This is a genomic window from Desulfomarina sp., assembly GCF_054039375.1.
Map to the genome: position 1 here is coordinate 22,643 of NZ_JBPLBA010000275.1, position 14,341 is coordinate 36,983.

13 protein-coding genes and 1 pseudogene are annotated in these 14,341 nt (G+C 47.5%); 3 read left to right on the forward strand and 11 right to left on the reverse strand.

Annotated features, from left to right (window positions below):
• Window positions 1-36: 36 nt before the first annotated feature.
• The 6 genes from ACXLDX_RS15250 to pyrG all read right to left on the reverse strand — a co-directional run bounded on the left by ACXLDX_RS15250 (window position 37) and on the right by pyrG (window position 6,153).
• Window positions 37-1,488: a nucleotidyltransferase family protein gene (locus ACXLDX_RS15250; RefSeq protein ID WP_457578045.1), complete on the reverse strand. Its 1,452-nt coding sequence runs from the start codon at window positions 1,486-1,488 to the stop codon at window positions 37-39.
• Entirely contained in the window at window positions 1,489-2,184 is a 696-nt protein-coding gene (locus ACXLDX_RS15255) for a glycosyltransferase family 2 protein (RefSeq protein ID WP_457578046.1), read from the reverse strand.
• Between the two features lie 239 nt (window positions 2,185-2,423).
• On the reverse strand, window positions 2,424-3,020 hold the full coding sequence (lptC, locus tag ACXLDX_RS15260; protein WP_457578047.1) for an LPS export ABC transporter periplasmic protein LptC: 597 nt from the start codon (window positions 3,018-3,020) through the stop codon (window positions 2,424-2,426).
• Window positions 3,017-3,652 carry a KdsC family phosphatase gene (locus ACXLDX_RS15265; protein ID WP_457578048.1) on the reverse strand — a complete coding sequence of 212 codons (636 nt, stop codon included), beginning with the start codon at window positions 3,650-3,652 and terminating at the stop codon, window positions 3,017-3,019. The genes lptC and ACXLDX_RS15265 overlap by 4 nt, the downstream gene beginning before the upstream one ends.
• 2 nt (window positions 3,653-3,654) lie before the next feature.
• Window positions 3,655-4,491, reverse strand: a complete 837-nt coding sequence (kdsA, locus tag ACXLDX_RS15270) for a 3-deoxy-8-phosphooctulonate synthase (protein WP_457578049.1) — start codon at window positions 4,489-4,491, stop codon at window positions 3,655-3,657.
• A 3-nt stretch (window positions 4,492-4,494) separates the two neighbouring features.
• Window positions 4,495-6,153 (reverse strand): CTP synthase, encoded by a 1,659-nt coding sequence (pyrG, locus tag ACXLDX_RS15275; RefSeq protein ID WP_457578050.1) that lies wholly within the window; start codon window positions 6,151-6,153, stop codon window positions 4,495-4,497.
• 232 nt (window positions 6,154-6,385) lie between these two features.
• Between pyrG and msrB the strand changes: the two genes are divergently transcribed.
• Window positions 6,386-7,435 carry a peptide-methionine (R)-S-oxide reductase MsrB gene (msrB, locus tag ACXLDX_RS15280; RefSeq protein WP_457578051.1) on the forward strand — a complete coding sequence of 350 codons (1,050 nt, stop codon included), beginning with the start codon at window positions 6,386-6,388 and terminating at the stop codon, window positions 7,433-7,435.
• Window positions 7,436-7,464: 29 nt separating this feature from the next.
• Window positions 7,465-9,315, forward strand: coding sequence for a GNAT family N-acetyltransferase (locus tag ACXLDX_RS15285; RefSeq protein WP_457578052.1), 1,851 nt, complete (start codon window positions 7,465-7,467; stop codon window positions 9,313-9,315).
• A gap of 46 nt (window positions 9,316-9,361) precedes the next feature.
• Here ACXLDX_RS15285 and ACXLDX_RS15290 read toward each other — a convergent pair whose 3' ends face one another.
• Entirely contained in the window at window positions 9,362-10,075 is a 714-nt protein-coding gene (locus tag ACXLDX_RS15290; protein WP_457578053.1) for a YkgJ family cysteine cluster protein, read from the reverse strand.
• Between the two features lie 16 nt (window positions 10,076-10,091).
• Window positions 10,092-10,529, reverse strand: a complete 438-nt coding sequence (locus ACXLDX_RS15295) for a YqaA family protein (protein WP_457578054.1) — start codon at window positions 10,527-10,529, stop codon at window positions 10,092-10,094.
• A gap of 369 nt (window positions 10,530-10,898) precedes the next feature.
• On the opposite strand from ACXLDX_RS15295, the gene ACXLDX_RS15300 reads away from it, so the two are divergent.
• Window positions 10,899-12,098, forward strand: coding sequence for a lytic murein transglycosylase (locus ACXLDX_RS15300; RefSeq protein WP_457578058.1), 1,200 nt, complete (start codon window positions 10,899-10,901; stop codon window positions 12,096-12,098).
• Between the two features lie 174 nt (window positions 12,099-12,272).
• Here the strand turns inward: ACXLDX_RS15300 and ACXLDX_RS15305 are convergent, their stop codons facing one another.
• The 3 genes and pseudogenes from ACXLDX_RS15305 to ACXLDX_RS15315 form a co-directional block, all read right to left on the reverse strand.
• Window positions 12,273-12,920 (reverse strand): HPP family protein, encoded by a 648-nt coding sequence (locus ACXLDX_RS15305; protein ID WP_457578055.1) that lies wholly within the window; start codon window positions 12,918-12,920, stop codon window positions 12,273-12,275.
• 75 nt (window positions 12,921-12,995) lie between these two features.
• Window positions 12,996-13,949 (reverse strand): HDOD domain-containing protein, encoded by a 954-nt coding sequence (locus tag ACXLDX_RS15310; protein ID WP_457578056.1) that lies wholly within the window; start codon window positions 13,947-13,949, stop codon window positions 12,996-12,998.
• Between the two features lie 297 nt (window positions 13,950-14,246).
• Window positions 14,247-14,341, reverse strand: a pseudogene (locus ACXLDX_RS15315) (Cys-tRNA(Pro) deacylase); the annotation flags it as partial.

Consider the following 14,341-nt stretch of genomic DNA (forward strand, 5'->3'; position numbering starts at 1 on the left):
TTTTTTGAAGTGAAGAAGAGGATGCCTTAAACGTGTTCAGGGTTCGCGACGCGATATCTGCAGTCGTTTTTTCAGCATTACCCTGAAAATTGACAAGAACGTTTTGTAGTTGCGATATTTCCCGTGCATTGCCTGATATTTGTTGGAATAGTTTACCGGTATTTCGACAATTCTATTTCTGTTTCGTAATATTTCAATTACCATTTCAGTTAAAAATGCGGGACCTCGTTCTGTCAGCTGGTCCTTTACTTCCTCAAAGCTTGAGCGCCACACTGCCCTGAATGTACATCCGACATCGGTAAGTCGCGGTTCGTAATTCCACCAGAACAGCTCAAGCACCTTGGCCAGGAATATATTGGCCAGTCTTACGGTTCCCTTCATGTCTGAACCCCGGGTGATAAGTTGCCGTGTTGTTCTGGTTCCGGCAACCATATCCGCTTCTTTCAGGTAACACAGGAGCTTGTCTATATCGTGGGCCGGGAAAGTATAGGCCGCTTCAGCTAAAATGAGAATATCCCCTGGAACCCTGTCCATGGCATATTTCAATTTTTCGCCGTACAGTGTCAGGTTTGGAGGGCAGGTAAGAGAGGCGATATCCATCCCTTTAACGGTATCGGCAATTTTGTTTTCGTGAGGAAGGATAACATGTATGGAAGTTATGGCATTGATTTTCCCGTATTGCTGTACGGCCAGGGGAAGGTTTTCCTCCGTTCCCTCGGAGTAGAGAATCAGAGAGATTGTTTTTTTTGAAAATGATTTGTTTCTTTCGTAGAACCTCGCAAGATTGAGGGAATCTCTGTCGTTGATATTGACGTAGGTGCCGTCCAGCTGGAAACAGGAAATACCCGGTTTTTGCGGGCAGAGTTTATCGAGAAAGGTTACAAACTCAACATAGTTGCCGGGAGCTTTTCTGAACTCCTTTTCCAGGAGTGTAAAAACCGGCGGATTGAGAAGAAAGGTACCACAGCCCAGCAGGTTGTTTTCAATTTTATCGGGTTTTTCAATAAGCCTGATAATTTTTGAACCGTTGAGTTGTACAGCATAATTCCGGTGGATTATTTTCGGATCATCCACCGCCATGACCGTACAGGTGGCAAGGTGGTCAGAAAGGGGTGTTTCCAGTATCTTTTCATGATTTGAGCCGATATAACATTCATCTGAAAGTATTACACAGCTTGTGGTGCTGACTTTTCGGCCGGCAAGAAGAATTGACCAGGCAAGTCCCCGGTCAAGTTCTCTGTTTTCGATATAGTGGAGCCTGACTCCGAGTTGTCTGCCATCCTCGAAGTAATCTTTTATGATATCACCAAGGTAACCGACTACAATATAAATATCTTCTATCCGGAGAGAATCCCGCATCAAGCTGATAATCCGCTCAAGATTGGGTTTCCCGGCAATCTGGAGCATGCCTTTGGGGACAAGAGTTGTATATGGTCTCGCCCTGACACCTTTTCCGGCTGCGGGTATTATACCGACCATTTTTGTCATTTAACGAACCCGCAGGTAGTAGGAAAAAGTGAGATAGAGGTATTTCAGTGTTTCAGAAACATGCTTCATCTTGGCCTGACCGGTATGTCGGGGACTGAAAACAACGGGGATTTCAGCGATTTGAATATTGTTGCGGGCCAGTTTAACGCCGAGCTCCAAAACATGCTCAAACCCTTTTCTCTCGAGTTTTATTCCCTTAAGAGCACTTCTGTTTATTGCCTTGCATCCTGTGTACAGATCCGTAACATTCTGTTTGAAAAGAAGATTGAAAAGCGATGAAATGATCTGATTGCCGATCCTTTTCAGAAAAGGCATAAAGGTATTCCTGTTGTCAAGGAATCGACTTGTGTAAACGACATCCACCTTATCGAGTTCCTCTACCAGCTTCGGGATGGCTTCCGGCGGATATTCACAGTCCGCATCAATTATCACTATTTTAGAATTTGTTGACGCTTCAATGCCGTCTATAAGAGAGGCACCGTATCCCTCGTTGGTTTGATGTCTGATGAGGGTGACCTCGGGAAAGGAGTTGATGATCTCGACTGATTTATCCGTTGACGCGTTATCAATAAAAATAAGGTTCACCGGAAAATTCAGTTTGCGTATTCTGTTATGGAACTCCTGTAATATTTCCTCTTCGTTCAGAACAGGTACAATAATATCTACAGGTTCATCAGTCTGCGAAAGTGTTGTCATGGCCGGTTCCTTGTGTAGTCTTTCGAACTTTAGCCTAAATATCGAGTTGTTACAATAAAAATCAAAGAGAAATAAGACTGATTCTCACCAGAATCCTGTAACTTGTGACCCTGGGGATGTGCCTGTTTTGTCGGGTGTATTTCAAAAGTCGCATTTTATTGGTTTTTAAAAAAAATGAACCGGCATTTTTCCGGCTGTTGAACAGGTTAATCGGCCCACAAAAAGGGGGGGCGGGGAGATCAGGAGCGGGGAGAAGGGGGGGGAGCTGAAAATCCATCAAGATCTACAGAAACACGGCCGCCGATATCATATCGTGATGAATTGATATCGTAATCAAGACTTCCCCCGTCAATACTGACATTTTCTCCGATCAGTTTTGTTTTTCCGGGGCAGTTAACTGTGCGTTTATCGCTGTCGTAGTGGAGAAGGTCGGTATAGAGAAACTGTTTATCACGGGTTTTATTAACCACCACGTCTCCTGAAAGGGTCAGGGCCTTTGTTTTGACGTTGTATTTTCCTGTTCTGGAGACAATATGAGTAACATTACCATCTTCATCAAAAATATCGGCATCAACGGTTTCGAGGATGAGAATATCGGTATCATTTCCGGTTCGGGCAGATTTTGCCCGGATCAGGGCTGTTTTTTTACCATTCTGATTCTGGAGAATCTTTACCGATTCCATCCTGAAATTATGCTGGTTTGTCTTTCTGGTCACAGTTTGAGTGGGAACTCCACCACGGGGAGTCAGAAATTTACCCACGGGTATACTCCAGAGGGGATAGGTCAGGATAAGGAGAAGAGGGATAAGCCAGACCTGATTGCGATGCAGTTTCATCCGGCTTTGTATTTTTGCAGAAGTTCTGAGAGAGAGTTTCGGGATTCCAGGAGCAGATTGCAGCAGTCCCTGACGGCTCCATGACCACCCTTTCTCTCTGTGATGAAATGTGCAACTTCAAGCACTTCCGGTTCGGCATCGGCGGGTGCCAGCGCAAGTCCAACCTGTTGCAGGAGGATCAGATCCAGCCAGTCGTCACCCATGTAGGCAATTTCAAAGGGTTTTAGTCCCGATTGTTTCCTGACTTCTCTGAAGGCATCTTTTTTGTTCACCGCACCCTGGTGGATATAATCCATTTTCAATTCGACAGCTCGTTTATGTACAACCTCTGATGTCCTGGCAGTGATAATTCCGGTACCGATACCAGCTTCTCTCAGGAGTCGGAGGCCGAATCCATCTTTAGTATGAAAACTTTTGCTCTCTCCACTCCTTTCTGAATAGAGCAGGGTACCATCGGTGAGAACACCATCCACATCGAGGAGGAGCAGTTTAATATCCTTTGCTCTGGCGAGTGCACGCGTGCGATATGGATCGGTCTGTTGCGTATCCCGCTTTCTGGCCATGGTGCGAAACCCTTCCATGACTTCGCAGTCAGAGGGGTATCCGGTTGGTGAAGAGCATGAGTCTGGCATGATCAGGTAAGGGCGTTTCGAATTTTGATGATTCTTTTCAGAACCTCTTCTACGTCGTCAAGGGCAATGGAATTGGCGCCATCGCACAGGGCATTTCGGGGGTCCGGGTGAATCTCCATAAACAGGCCGTCGATTCCGGCCGCCGTGGCCGCCCTGGCCAGTGGTTCAATAAATTCACGCTGGCCCCCGGAAGAGCCTCCGGCACCACCCGGCAGTTGAACGGAATGGGTTGCATCAAAAATAACCGGGCAGCCGAGGGAACGCATGATCGGCAGGGAACGCATATCGACCACAAGGTTGTTGTAACCGAAGCTGGCCCCCCTTTCAACCAGCATGATTTTTCTGCCGCCAACCCCCCGCAGTTTGTCCACCACGTTTTTCATATCCCATGGAGAAACAAACTGGCCCTTTTTGACATTGACAACCTTACCGGTGCGGGCTGCTTCAGTGAGAAGATCTGTCTGTCTACAGAGAAAAGCCGGTATCTGGATGATATCAAGTACTTCTGCGGCGGCATTAACCTGGCCGGCGTCATGGACATCGGATATGACTGGAAGTTGCATCGATTCCCGTATCGAGGCAAGGATCTTCAACCCTTTGTCGAGACCGGGCCCTCGGTAGGACGAGAGAGATGTTCTGTTTGCCTTGTCAAAGGAGGCCTTGAATACATATGAAATACCAAGGCAATCACAGATTTCCTGCATCTTTCCGGCTACGGTACGGGCAATTTCCTCCGATTCAAGAGCGCATGGACCACCTATCAGAAGAAGAGGCTGATCGGTACCGACTTCAATGGACTTTCCTGTTGGGGCCGGTATTTCAATTTTGATTTCCTGCATTTTTTATCCTTCCTGCTTTTTTTTAAGGGCGGCGCTGATAAAGTCCCTGAAAAGCGGATGGGGTTTCATGGGTTTGGATTTGAACTCAGGGTGAAACTGGCAACCGAGAAACCAGGGATGATCTTCTATCTCAACGATCTCCACAAGGTTGTTGTCCGGTGATGTTCCTGAAACGACAAGACCGTTTTTCTCAAGTTCGTCACGGTAATCGTTGTTGAATTCATAACGATGGCGATGTCTTTCCGAAATTTCTTCAGTTCCATAGGCCCTGAAACTGTTTGTTTTCTTTTTCAAAACACATGGGTAGGCTCCCAGCCTGAGCGTTCCCCCCATATCTGATTCTTCATCGCGCACCTGCAGTTCATTGGTTCGATAGTCGAACCATTCCTTGATCAGAAAAATGACAGGATCAGGGGTCGTTGCATCCATTTCAACGGAGTTGGCCTTGGCCAGTTTCAGAACGTTTCGGGCAAATTCCACAACCGCAAGCTGCATTCCGAGACATATGCCGAAGAAGGGTATTTTATTTTCTCTGGCAAAATTGATTGCCTTGATTTTCCCTTCAACACCCCGTTTTCCGAAACCGCCCGGGACCAGGATGCCGCTGCAACCTTCCAGCAGGCTGGCTGCGTTTTTTGATTCCAGGTCCTCTGCACTGATATATTTCAGGTTGACCCTGGTATGGTTGGCCAGGCCGCCATGCACCAGGGCCTCATGCAGACTTTTGTAGGATTCGGTCAGGTCCACATATTTTCCGGTAATGGCAATAGTAACCTCGTTCTGAGGGTTTTTGATGTTATGGACAAGTTCCTTCCACGGTTCGATATTGGGCTGTCCTGTCCATATATTGAGCAATTCCAGTATCTTACCGTCGAGCCCTTCCCTGTGAAGATAGAGAGGCAGTTCATAAATAGTATCCACATCTATGGCGGTGATAACGGCATCCGGGGCAACATTACAAAAAAGCGCTATTTTCGCCTTGAGGCTGTCTTCCAGGGGAACTTCGGTTCTGCAGACAAGAATGTCGGGTTGAATACCGTCCGCACGCAGTTCCCTGACAGAATGCTGGGTGGGCTTGGTTTTCACTTCACCTGCCGTCTTGATGTAGGGAACCAGGGTCAGGTGGATATAGAGAGAGTATTCTTTTCCCAGATCACCACGCAGCTGGCGGATGGCCTCGATAAACGGCAGGCCCTCAATGTCTCCGACGGTGCCGCCGATTTCAATAATTGCCACATCAACGCTGCCGTCGAGCTGCAGAACTGCGGCCTTGATTTCGTCGGTGATATGTGGGATGACCTGGACTGTTCCGCCAAGGTACTCTCCCCGGCGCTCCTTCATGATAACGGAATAGTAGATCCGCCCGGAAGTGTAATTGTTTTTCTGATTCATTACGGCATTGGTGTAGCGTTCGTAATGCCCCATGTCCAGGTCTGTTTCAGCCCCGTCGTCGGTCACGTAAACCTCTCCATGTTGAAAGGGGTTCATGGTGCCCGGATCAACATTGATATAGGGGTCGAGTTTTTGAAAGGTGACAGTGAGCCCGCGGCTTTCGAGTAAAGCTCCAATTGCTGCAGAGGCAAGTCCTTTTCCCAGGGAGGAGAGGACGCCACCGGTCACGAAAATAAACTTTGTCCGTTTGGTGTTTTTTGAATTTTCCATGGCTGGCAATATAGCAACCGACTCCTGTTTTTGAAACAGAAAATTGTGCTTTATTCATAAAAAATCGGAAGCAGCTACGTTCCACCATCTAACTCTTGTGTGGAGCTGTTTTGCGGTGGCTAAAATGGTCAGTTCGTAAACAAAACCATTTTGGGTTGATTGATGATGACACAATGAATATCCTCTTTACAGAGATTATTAATAATAATTATCGTTTATTTTGGGAGGAGATATGCAGTTTCTGACGATGGTTTTTCTGCTTGTTTTTTTATCCGTTACGGCATTTGCCGGGGAAGAAAAGCAGGTGCAGGATAAGAGAACGGCAGTTTTTGGTGGCGGATGTTTCTGGTGCATGGAACCACCTTTTGAGCAGCTTGATGGAGTTGTTGATGTTACGGCCGGATACAGCGGTGGAGAAGAAGTGAATCCCACGTATGAGCAGGTTTCATCCGGAATGACCGGGCATATCGAGTCGGTCCGTGTTGTTTATGATCCTGAAATAATAAGCTATAAAGAGTTGCTGGACACGTTCTGGAGGCAGATTGATCCAACTGACGATGGTGGCCAGTTTGCCGATCGCGGTGCGCAATATCGTACGGCAATTTTCTACTCCAGTGAAGAGGAACGAAAAATTGCACTTGAGTCAAAGAAAGAGATAGATGAAGCGAAGATTTTCAACGGGCCGATTGTCACGGCAGTTCTTCCTGTGAAACAATTCTATCCCGCGGAAGAATATCACCAGGATTACTATCGGAAGAACATTCTTCACTATTCTCTCTATAAAGCAGGATCGGGCAGGTCTGGTTTTTTAAAAAAAACATGGGGTCCGCAGGAAAGCGATAAAAAATACTCAAAACCGGACAAGGCGAAATTACGTTCAACTTTGACTGATCTGCAGTATGATGTTACCCAGAATGATGCCACGGAACCTCCTTTTAATAATACTTACTGGGATAATAAAAAGGCGGGAATTTACGTCGATATCGTTTCAGGGGAACCTCTTTTCAGTTCTCTGGATAAATTCAAATCAGGAACAGGTTGGCCCAGTTTTTCCAAACCCCTGGTTGAGAAGAACGTTGTGGAGGTGAAGGACAGGAAGTTTTTCATGGTGAGGACTGAAGTGCGGAGCGCTCATGGGAATTCACACCTGGGTCATCTGTTTGAGGATGGTCCTGAACCGACAGGTCTTCGGTACTGTATCAACTCGGCCTCTCTCAGGTTTGTTCCTGTAGATAAACTTGAGAAAGAAGGATATGGAGAGTTTCTATCCCTCTTTCGTTAAGGCAAAGCGGCCTCAGGTCATGGAGGAATATGGAACGGGAGTTAAGGGAAAAAACAGTTACGGCAAAAGAGGCTGTTTCAACCATCAGGAACGGCAGTCGTATTTTTATAGGCTCCGGCTGTGGGGAGCCCCGACACCTTATTCATACCATGGTTAATGATCGGCACCTGAAAGATATCATGGTCTTTCAGATGCTTGCCTTCACCCTGGCCGATTATTTTACGGACGAAGATTTTCTTCACCGGTTTTCCGTTAAGCTTTTTTTTGTCACCAGGGAGATGCAGCAGGCCGCCTTTGAAGGCAAGGTCGATTATATTCCCACCTATCTCTCCCAGGTACCCCGGTTTTTCAAAAACCGTGAAATTGTGATTGATACGGTTCTTATCCAGATCAGTCCGCCGGATGAATTCGGTATTGCCAGCCTGGGTGTGTCCGTTGATGTGACACTCGAAGCGGTCAAATCGGCAAAAACAGTTATTGCGCAGGTCAATCCCCGTATGCCGAGAACCCATGGTGATGGTTTTCTTCATATCAGTGATATCGATTTCCTTGTGCCTTTTGAAGAGGAACTGCGTACTATTTCCCAGGAAGTGACTGATGAGAGAACAGCCTCAAGGATAGCCCAGTACGTCAGGGAACTGGTTGATGACGGCTCGACTCTGCAGGTGGGTTATGGCCATATGCCGTATACTCTGCTTCGTTATATGGACGACAAGAATGATCTCGGCATTCATACGTTGATGATCTCTGATCTCTTTATTCCTCTTATCAAAAAAGGTGTTATCACCAATAAAAACAAAAACTTCATGACAGACAGGGCTGTTGCCACCTTCTGCATGGGGACCCGTTGTGCCTACGATTATATCGATAACAATATTCAGTTTTATTTTGGTACCGCCAACTGGGTGAACAACCCGTCCGTTATCGGCAGAAATGATAATTTTATTTCCATCAGTTCGGCCCTGGAGGTTGATCTCACTGGACAGGTCTGTTCTGATTCCGTTGGCAGGCTTTTTTTCAGTGGAACAGGGGACCAGACCAATTTTATCCGGGGAGCAACCCTGTCAAAGGGAGGTCTTTCCATAATCGCTCTGCCGTCTACGGCAAAACAGGGGAGCGTTTCCCGGATTGTTGCCAATCTCAGCAGAGGTGCCGGTGTTGCCACCCTGCGCGCTGATGTGAATTTTGTGGTTACCGAATACGGTATTGCCCAGTTGAAGGGAAAAAGTATTCAACAGCGGGTGATTGAACTGTGTCAGATAGCCCACCCGGATTTCCGTGAGGAACTGATTGAGGCCGCCAAGGACAACCACTATATTTTTGCCGATCAGTTACCACCTCTGGCTGAGGATCTTATTTTTATCGAGGAATATAAAAGCAGACTGCGTTTGAGAAACGGCAAAACCATGTCTGTGCGTCCTCTTCTCCCCTCCGATGAAATTGCCTACCGGAATTTTTTTTACTCCCTGGACGAGACCACCGTTTTTCTGAGGTTTTTTCATTCTGTCAGTATTTTTTCCCGCAGGATGGCTCAGGAGCACTGGGCCAATATAGATTATCGTCGGAATATTTCCCTGATCGGGGTTGTGCGTAACCTCGGGAACAAGGAGATTGTCACCATCGGAACCTATGCGCGTATGGATGAAGAGTGGGCCGAGGTGGCCTTTGTTGTCCGTGAAGATTTTCAGAAGATGGGTATTGCAAAATACATCTTCAGGCAGCTGGAAAAGGTTGCTTCTTCGAATGGTTTTAAAGGTTTTTATGCCTCCATGCTCCCGGAAAACGAAGCAATGCTGCAGCTTTGCAGAAGTTGTTTTTCCGATATCCGGATAGAGAGGAAGAAGGATGAAACTGCTGTCTGGATGCGTTTTTCACAGTAGCATGAATTTTCGTTCGGGGTAAGTGAACAGGGAAACAGCGAGGGAGTTATCTGCCGTTCAGGATATCCTCAATGCGCCTGGCTGAGATTTCAGTATTAAAAATAGTCTGCAGAAGAGGGGCAACTGTATGTTCCTCTTTTTCTGTGAAAAGAAATCCGGGAAGCGGTTTTGCCGTCAATGTTCCCATACGAGCTTCCATCATCATAACTTTATCCAGACAGGATGCAATGGCGTGATGTTCACTGATATCACAGAGGGCTGGCAGGATGTCCAGCATATTGCCCCAGTATTCCTTTTGTCCAAGGTGTTCAATGATCTGCATCACCGCGGTTGCGGCTGCCAGGTAATCGTCGGAGAGTAGCGCTGCGTGACCTTCTCCGCACCGGTGCCTGGATATCATCATGCGACAGGCAAAGGGCCGTACCTGGTAAATAATACAGAGATTGTCTTCAAGAAAAGGACATTTCTCCTCCGGGGAAGGTTCTGCAAAATCATACGTTTTTTTCTGAAGGCAGGCCCTCGCAAAATCGTTGGTTGTCATCTTCGGGCGTTTTGGGGGTCTTGCCGACTGCAGTCTTTCAGCAAATTGATGTTCAAGTTTTTTTTCGCGGATATATCGAAGAATCAGTTCTCCTTCCACCGCGGTCATTGTTACATTCCGGGTACAGCATGCGGAACATCCAGGGCAGCAGGCAATATCAAAGTCTCTGCTCCATACTGCAAAAATATCGTAGATTGTTTTCAGGATCTGTTCTTTCATATTATTTCAGCTACCGTCATGTTGAGTTGTATGAAACAAGGTACGCAAGAGTTGCATAACGTATGAATTTACCGGAAAAAACAAGGATGGAAAACTGTAAAAAACCGGTTTTGAAAATTCCCGCAATCAGACAGAGAGGATCGCCGATAACCGGCAGCCAGGAGAAGAGAAGTGACCAGGCACCGTATTTCCCGTAAATCAGTTTTGCCTTGTTGAGATCTGCTGTATGCAGGCGCAGGATTTTGTTGATTACCATATCGGAACCCCATATTCCAATCAAAAAAGTTGTGCATCCACCAAGGTAATTGCCAAGGGTTGCTGTCAATACCAGGGAAACGGGAGACCACCCCTGGAAAAGCATGAGAACAAGCAGCCATTCCGAGCCGAGGGGGAGAACTGTGGCCGCGAGAAAACTGAAGGCAAAAAGAACGGGAAGGCCTGGAGAAAGACCCATCTGATGAAAAAATTCCATAAGGGAGATGAATACTCAATACCCTTTTTTCTGTCAACGCACCTTTAAGTCAGTACCTGTCCATAGTTGGTCTTTTTACCCGATACCTGTGTTGCCCGAAAAATTCTATCCTCGGAGGTAAGCGTAGACTCCGATATCAATTATATGGTTGCGGTAAAATTTCCTGTGCGCCTTGATCTCGAACAAAAAACCTCATTTCTGGACAGACACAGGTTAACGACATTGGGTTGTACCTTTTGATCCGGCCATGCCGGTTTAGGTGGGAATTTTTCTTCATATCTGCTAAATGGAGTGGTGGTGTGAGAAAATGAAGGGGGGATTGTGTTTTATTACTTGATTTTGATAAGAAAAATTACTGTTATTATAATTGCTTTTGCCTGTGTTACATGCCTGTTAGCCGAAAATGTAAAGGCTGATCCCGGTTTTCAATCATGGATTTCCGATTTTTACCGGACGGCGTCCAGAAATGGGATAAAGAGGAAAACGTATGAACAGGCATTTTCCGGTGTAACCGAGATTGACCAGGTAGTTCTTGAAAAGGCTCGATATCAACCTGAATTTACAACATCAATATGGGATTATATTGATGGAAGGGTGAATCCTCTCACAATACGAAAAGGGAAGAGGATGGGGCGTTATTATGCAGGAACACTGGAAAGTGTTGAAAATCGTTTCGGCGTTGAATCCTCAATTCTTCTTGCCATCTGGTCGATGGAATCGAGCTATGGGGAGGTTCTGAAGAAAAAGAACCGTCTCCATTATATTCCCCGTGCCCTGGCCACTCTGGCTTATGGTGATAAAAAACGGCGACGTTTTGCTGAGAAACAATTAATCGCTGCCTTGCAGATTCTGCAGGACGGGGATATTTCCCGGGAGCAGTTTCTTGGATCCTGGGCCGGCGCCATGGGGCACACCCAGTTTATTCCCACGAGTTATCTCGCCTATGGTATTGATATGGATGGAAACGGGCGAAGGGATATCTGGAATTCTATTCCCGATGCTCTTGCTACCGCAGCCTCACTCTTACGGAAAAATGGATGGCGGACGGGAAAAACATGGGGGTATGAAACAGTAGTGCCTCCCGGGGGATATCAATTCAAGGATCAGACCAGGAGCCTGGCTCAATGGGAAAAGCTTGGATTTATCCGTCCCGGAAAGAAAAAATATCCCCGTCCCGGAGACAGGGCAGTACTCAAGTTTTTTGCAGGGGGGGATGGTCCTGCGTTTCTAATGTTGAAAAACTTTTTTGTTTTGAAAAGATATAATAATGCAGACGCTTATGCTCTTGCCGTCGGTCTTCTTGCGGATCGCCTTGCCGGGAGTGACGGGATGGTTCAGTCCTGGCCGAGAATGGAGGGAGCACTTGATATCGGGGAGAAAATCGAGTTGCAGGAGAGGCTGAAAAAACTGGGGTATTATGCGGGAGAAATTGATGGTGCTCTGGGAAGGGAATCAAAAAAGGCGATCAGAAGATTCCAGGTGGAAGCCGGCATAAAAGCCGATGGTGTTCCCCGGAAAGAATTACTGCGGAAATTAAGAGAGAAGTTCTGAAGAACACCCGGGAGCAGGCAATACCTAAATCCTGCAATTGGCAAGTTCGGAGTCTTCGCTTCCATGAGAAGGCTTTGTCAAGATAAGTTCGACGTGGCGAACCATTTTTCTCGCAAGTCCCTGAAACGTCACGCTTCCATTCGTATTCTCTGAAGTGCAGGATTTAGGTTGTAATCAGTGCAGTTTGGACTGGAACATTTTTTCCGTCAGCTGTTGCCAGTAACCCTGCCTGCGGTTGGTTATACCGGCAAGTGTCCCGTAATGGGCCGATATTTCCGGATCGTGCCGCCAGTAGGAGTAGGGGAGTCCACCGAGAATACGGTTGAAGAGAAAAGCGAGACTGATCAGAAGAATAACTGCAACAATAAATCCAGCGACCTGGGACGGGGAAGTAATATTACCCATGGCCACAATTAAAGCGGTGGCTGTGGCCGGAGGATGGTTGCATTCCATCCAGATCATGGCAAGGCTTGACAGGCCCATGGCAAGAGAAAGGATGATGATTGAGCCCGTTGTCACCGCACCCGCTCCATTGACAGCGGTGGGAGAAAAGAAAAGGTAACCGGCGGCAAGCGCTCCGAACCCTGATAACAGGCCGAGCAGGTGGGAGAGCAAGACAGTGCGTGGTGCTGCCGAGGCGGACATGGGCATACGGAAAAGAATAAATGCGGAGGGGCCCAGGGGGGGGAAGAGAAGGGGAAACTGGGTAAAATAGGCGGCGGCTGAAATAACACCCAGGGCAAGAGATCCCTCAATGAAAACGAAGAGCCGGACAATACGCTCCGGGTGACGAAGACGGGGCAGCAGGTAGTGAAGCTGCATCCTGGAGAAAAACCTGACAACGCGAAAAAGTGTGCTTTCCTGCGGGGTGCAGGTTGTCTTTCCTGTTTTTTCTATTTATTTCTCCATGCCCGCCAGTGCTTTTTTTACCGCTTCCAGGGTTGGCTGTTCCCCTATATGGCAGAGGCCAAGCAGGTCATGGATTTCAAGAAATCCGTGTTCAGCCTGCTGGAGAAGCTGAGCCAGTTCATCGCCGTTTAAATTGAAACGGCGTGTAGCCTCACTGACAAAAGCAGCCGCTTTGTCATTTTCCGGGTGAAGACTGCTTGGGAGGATTGATGCCGTCATAAGCGGCAGAGCAATACTGTTTTCCAGCTGCAGTTCTTCGATACAGTCAGGATTGGCATTATGGATACCGACAAAACAGATCAGTTGCTCGGGAAATTTCCAGCGCTGGAGAATCCATGCACCTGCCTGGGCGTGGTTCCAGCCGAAATGACGCTGTTCTATTTCGGACAGGCGCTCATTGGAGCCAAGCCATTTCTGCACGACCGGTTCATAATATTCCGTCCAGCTGCCAAGAAGGATGGGCAGGGCCACATCGGCAATCAGCATGGCCGTGAAGGCATCATCACATTCCTCCGGACAGTGATAGCGGGCGATACCACGGGCCATAAGGGCCCGAACCAGTGAGTCGCTCCAGAAGGCCTGGTGGTTGAAAAGAGCATTCCGGGGCCTGGGAACGGAGTTGACCGCAGCAAAAGAAAGGGTTATTGAACGAATATGGTCAAGGCCCAGCAGACTTACGGCATGCTGGATTGATAAGACAGGTGAGCGCAGACTGAACAGGGAAGAGTTGACGGTTTTGATAACCTGGGCGGAGACCTCGGGCATTGCACTGATGAGACGGGATATCTGTTCCATGTCGACCTCTGCCCTGTTGATTTCTTCCAGGAGTCTGGCGCTGGCTGCAGGCAGCGGCGTAATGTCAATGTCCTTGAAAAGGACGTTGACATTACCCGTGGCGATGGCGGCGTGGTTTCGAATTTTCTGGAAAAATTTCAGTGGCAATGTCGGTATCCCGGCTGAACAGGTTGACGGGTTCATCTGCTGAAGCCAAACTTTTTACAGCAGAGAGGAAGAGTTCATGTTGTATTATATCGATTCGGGATGGTGGTGTGAAATTTTTTCTTAGAATCAGAATGATCTTTTTTCCCTGCCTGCCGTGTCTAATGGTTACTTGATGATCCATGAAACTCAGCCGAATTGTGGATGTGCCTGCTTTATCAGGCTGAGTTTTATACGTAATCAGAAATGGTTAAAGTCAGGTAACCTGAAGGGTAAGTCTGGTGGTTTACAGAATCCAGGCTATTCACGGAGGAGGGCGAAGTCTGCTTCGGTCAGAAGCGCCAGATCACCGGGAGCCAGTTCAATTTCAAGCCCCCTACGACCCGCACTGACAT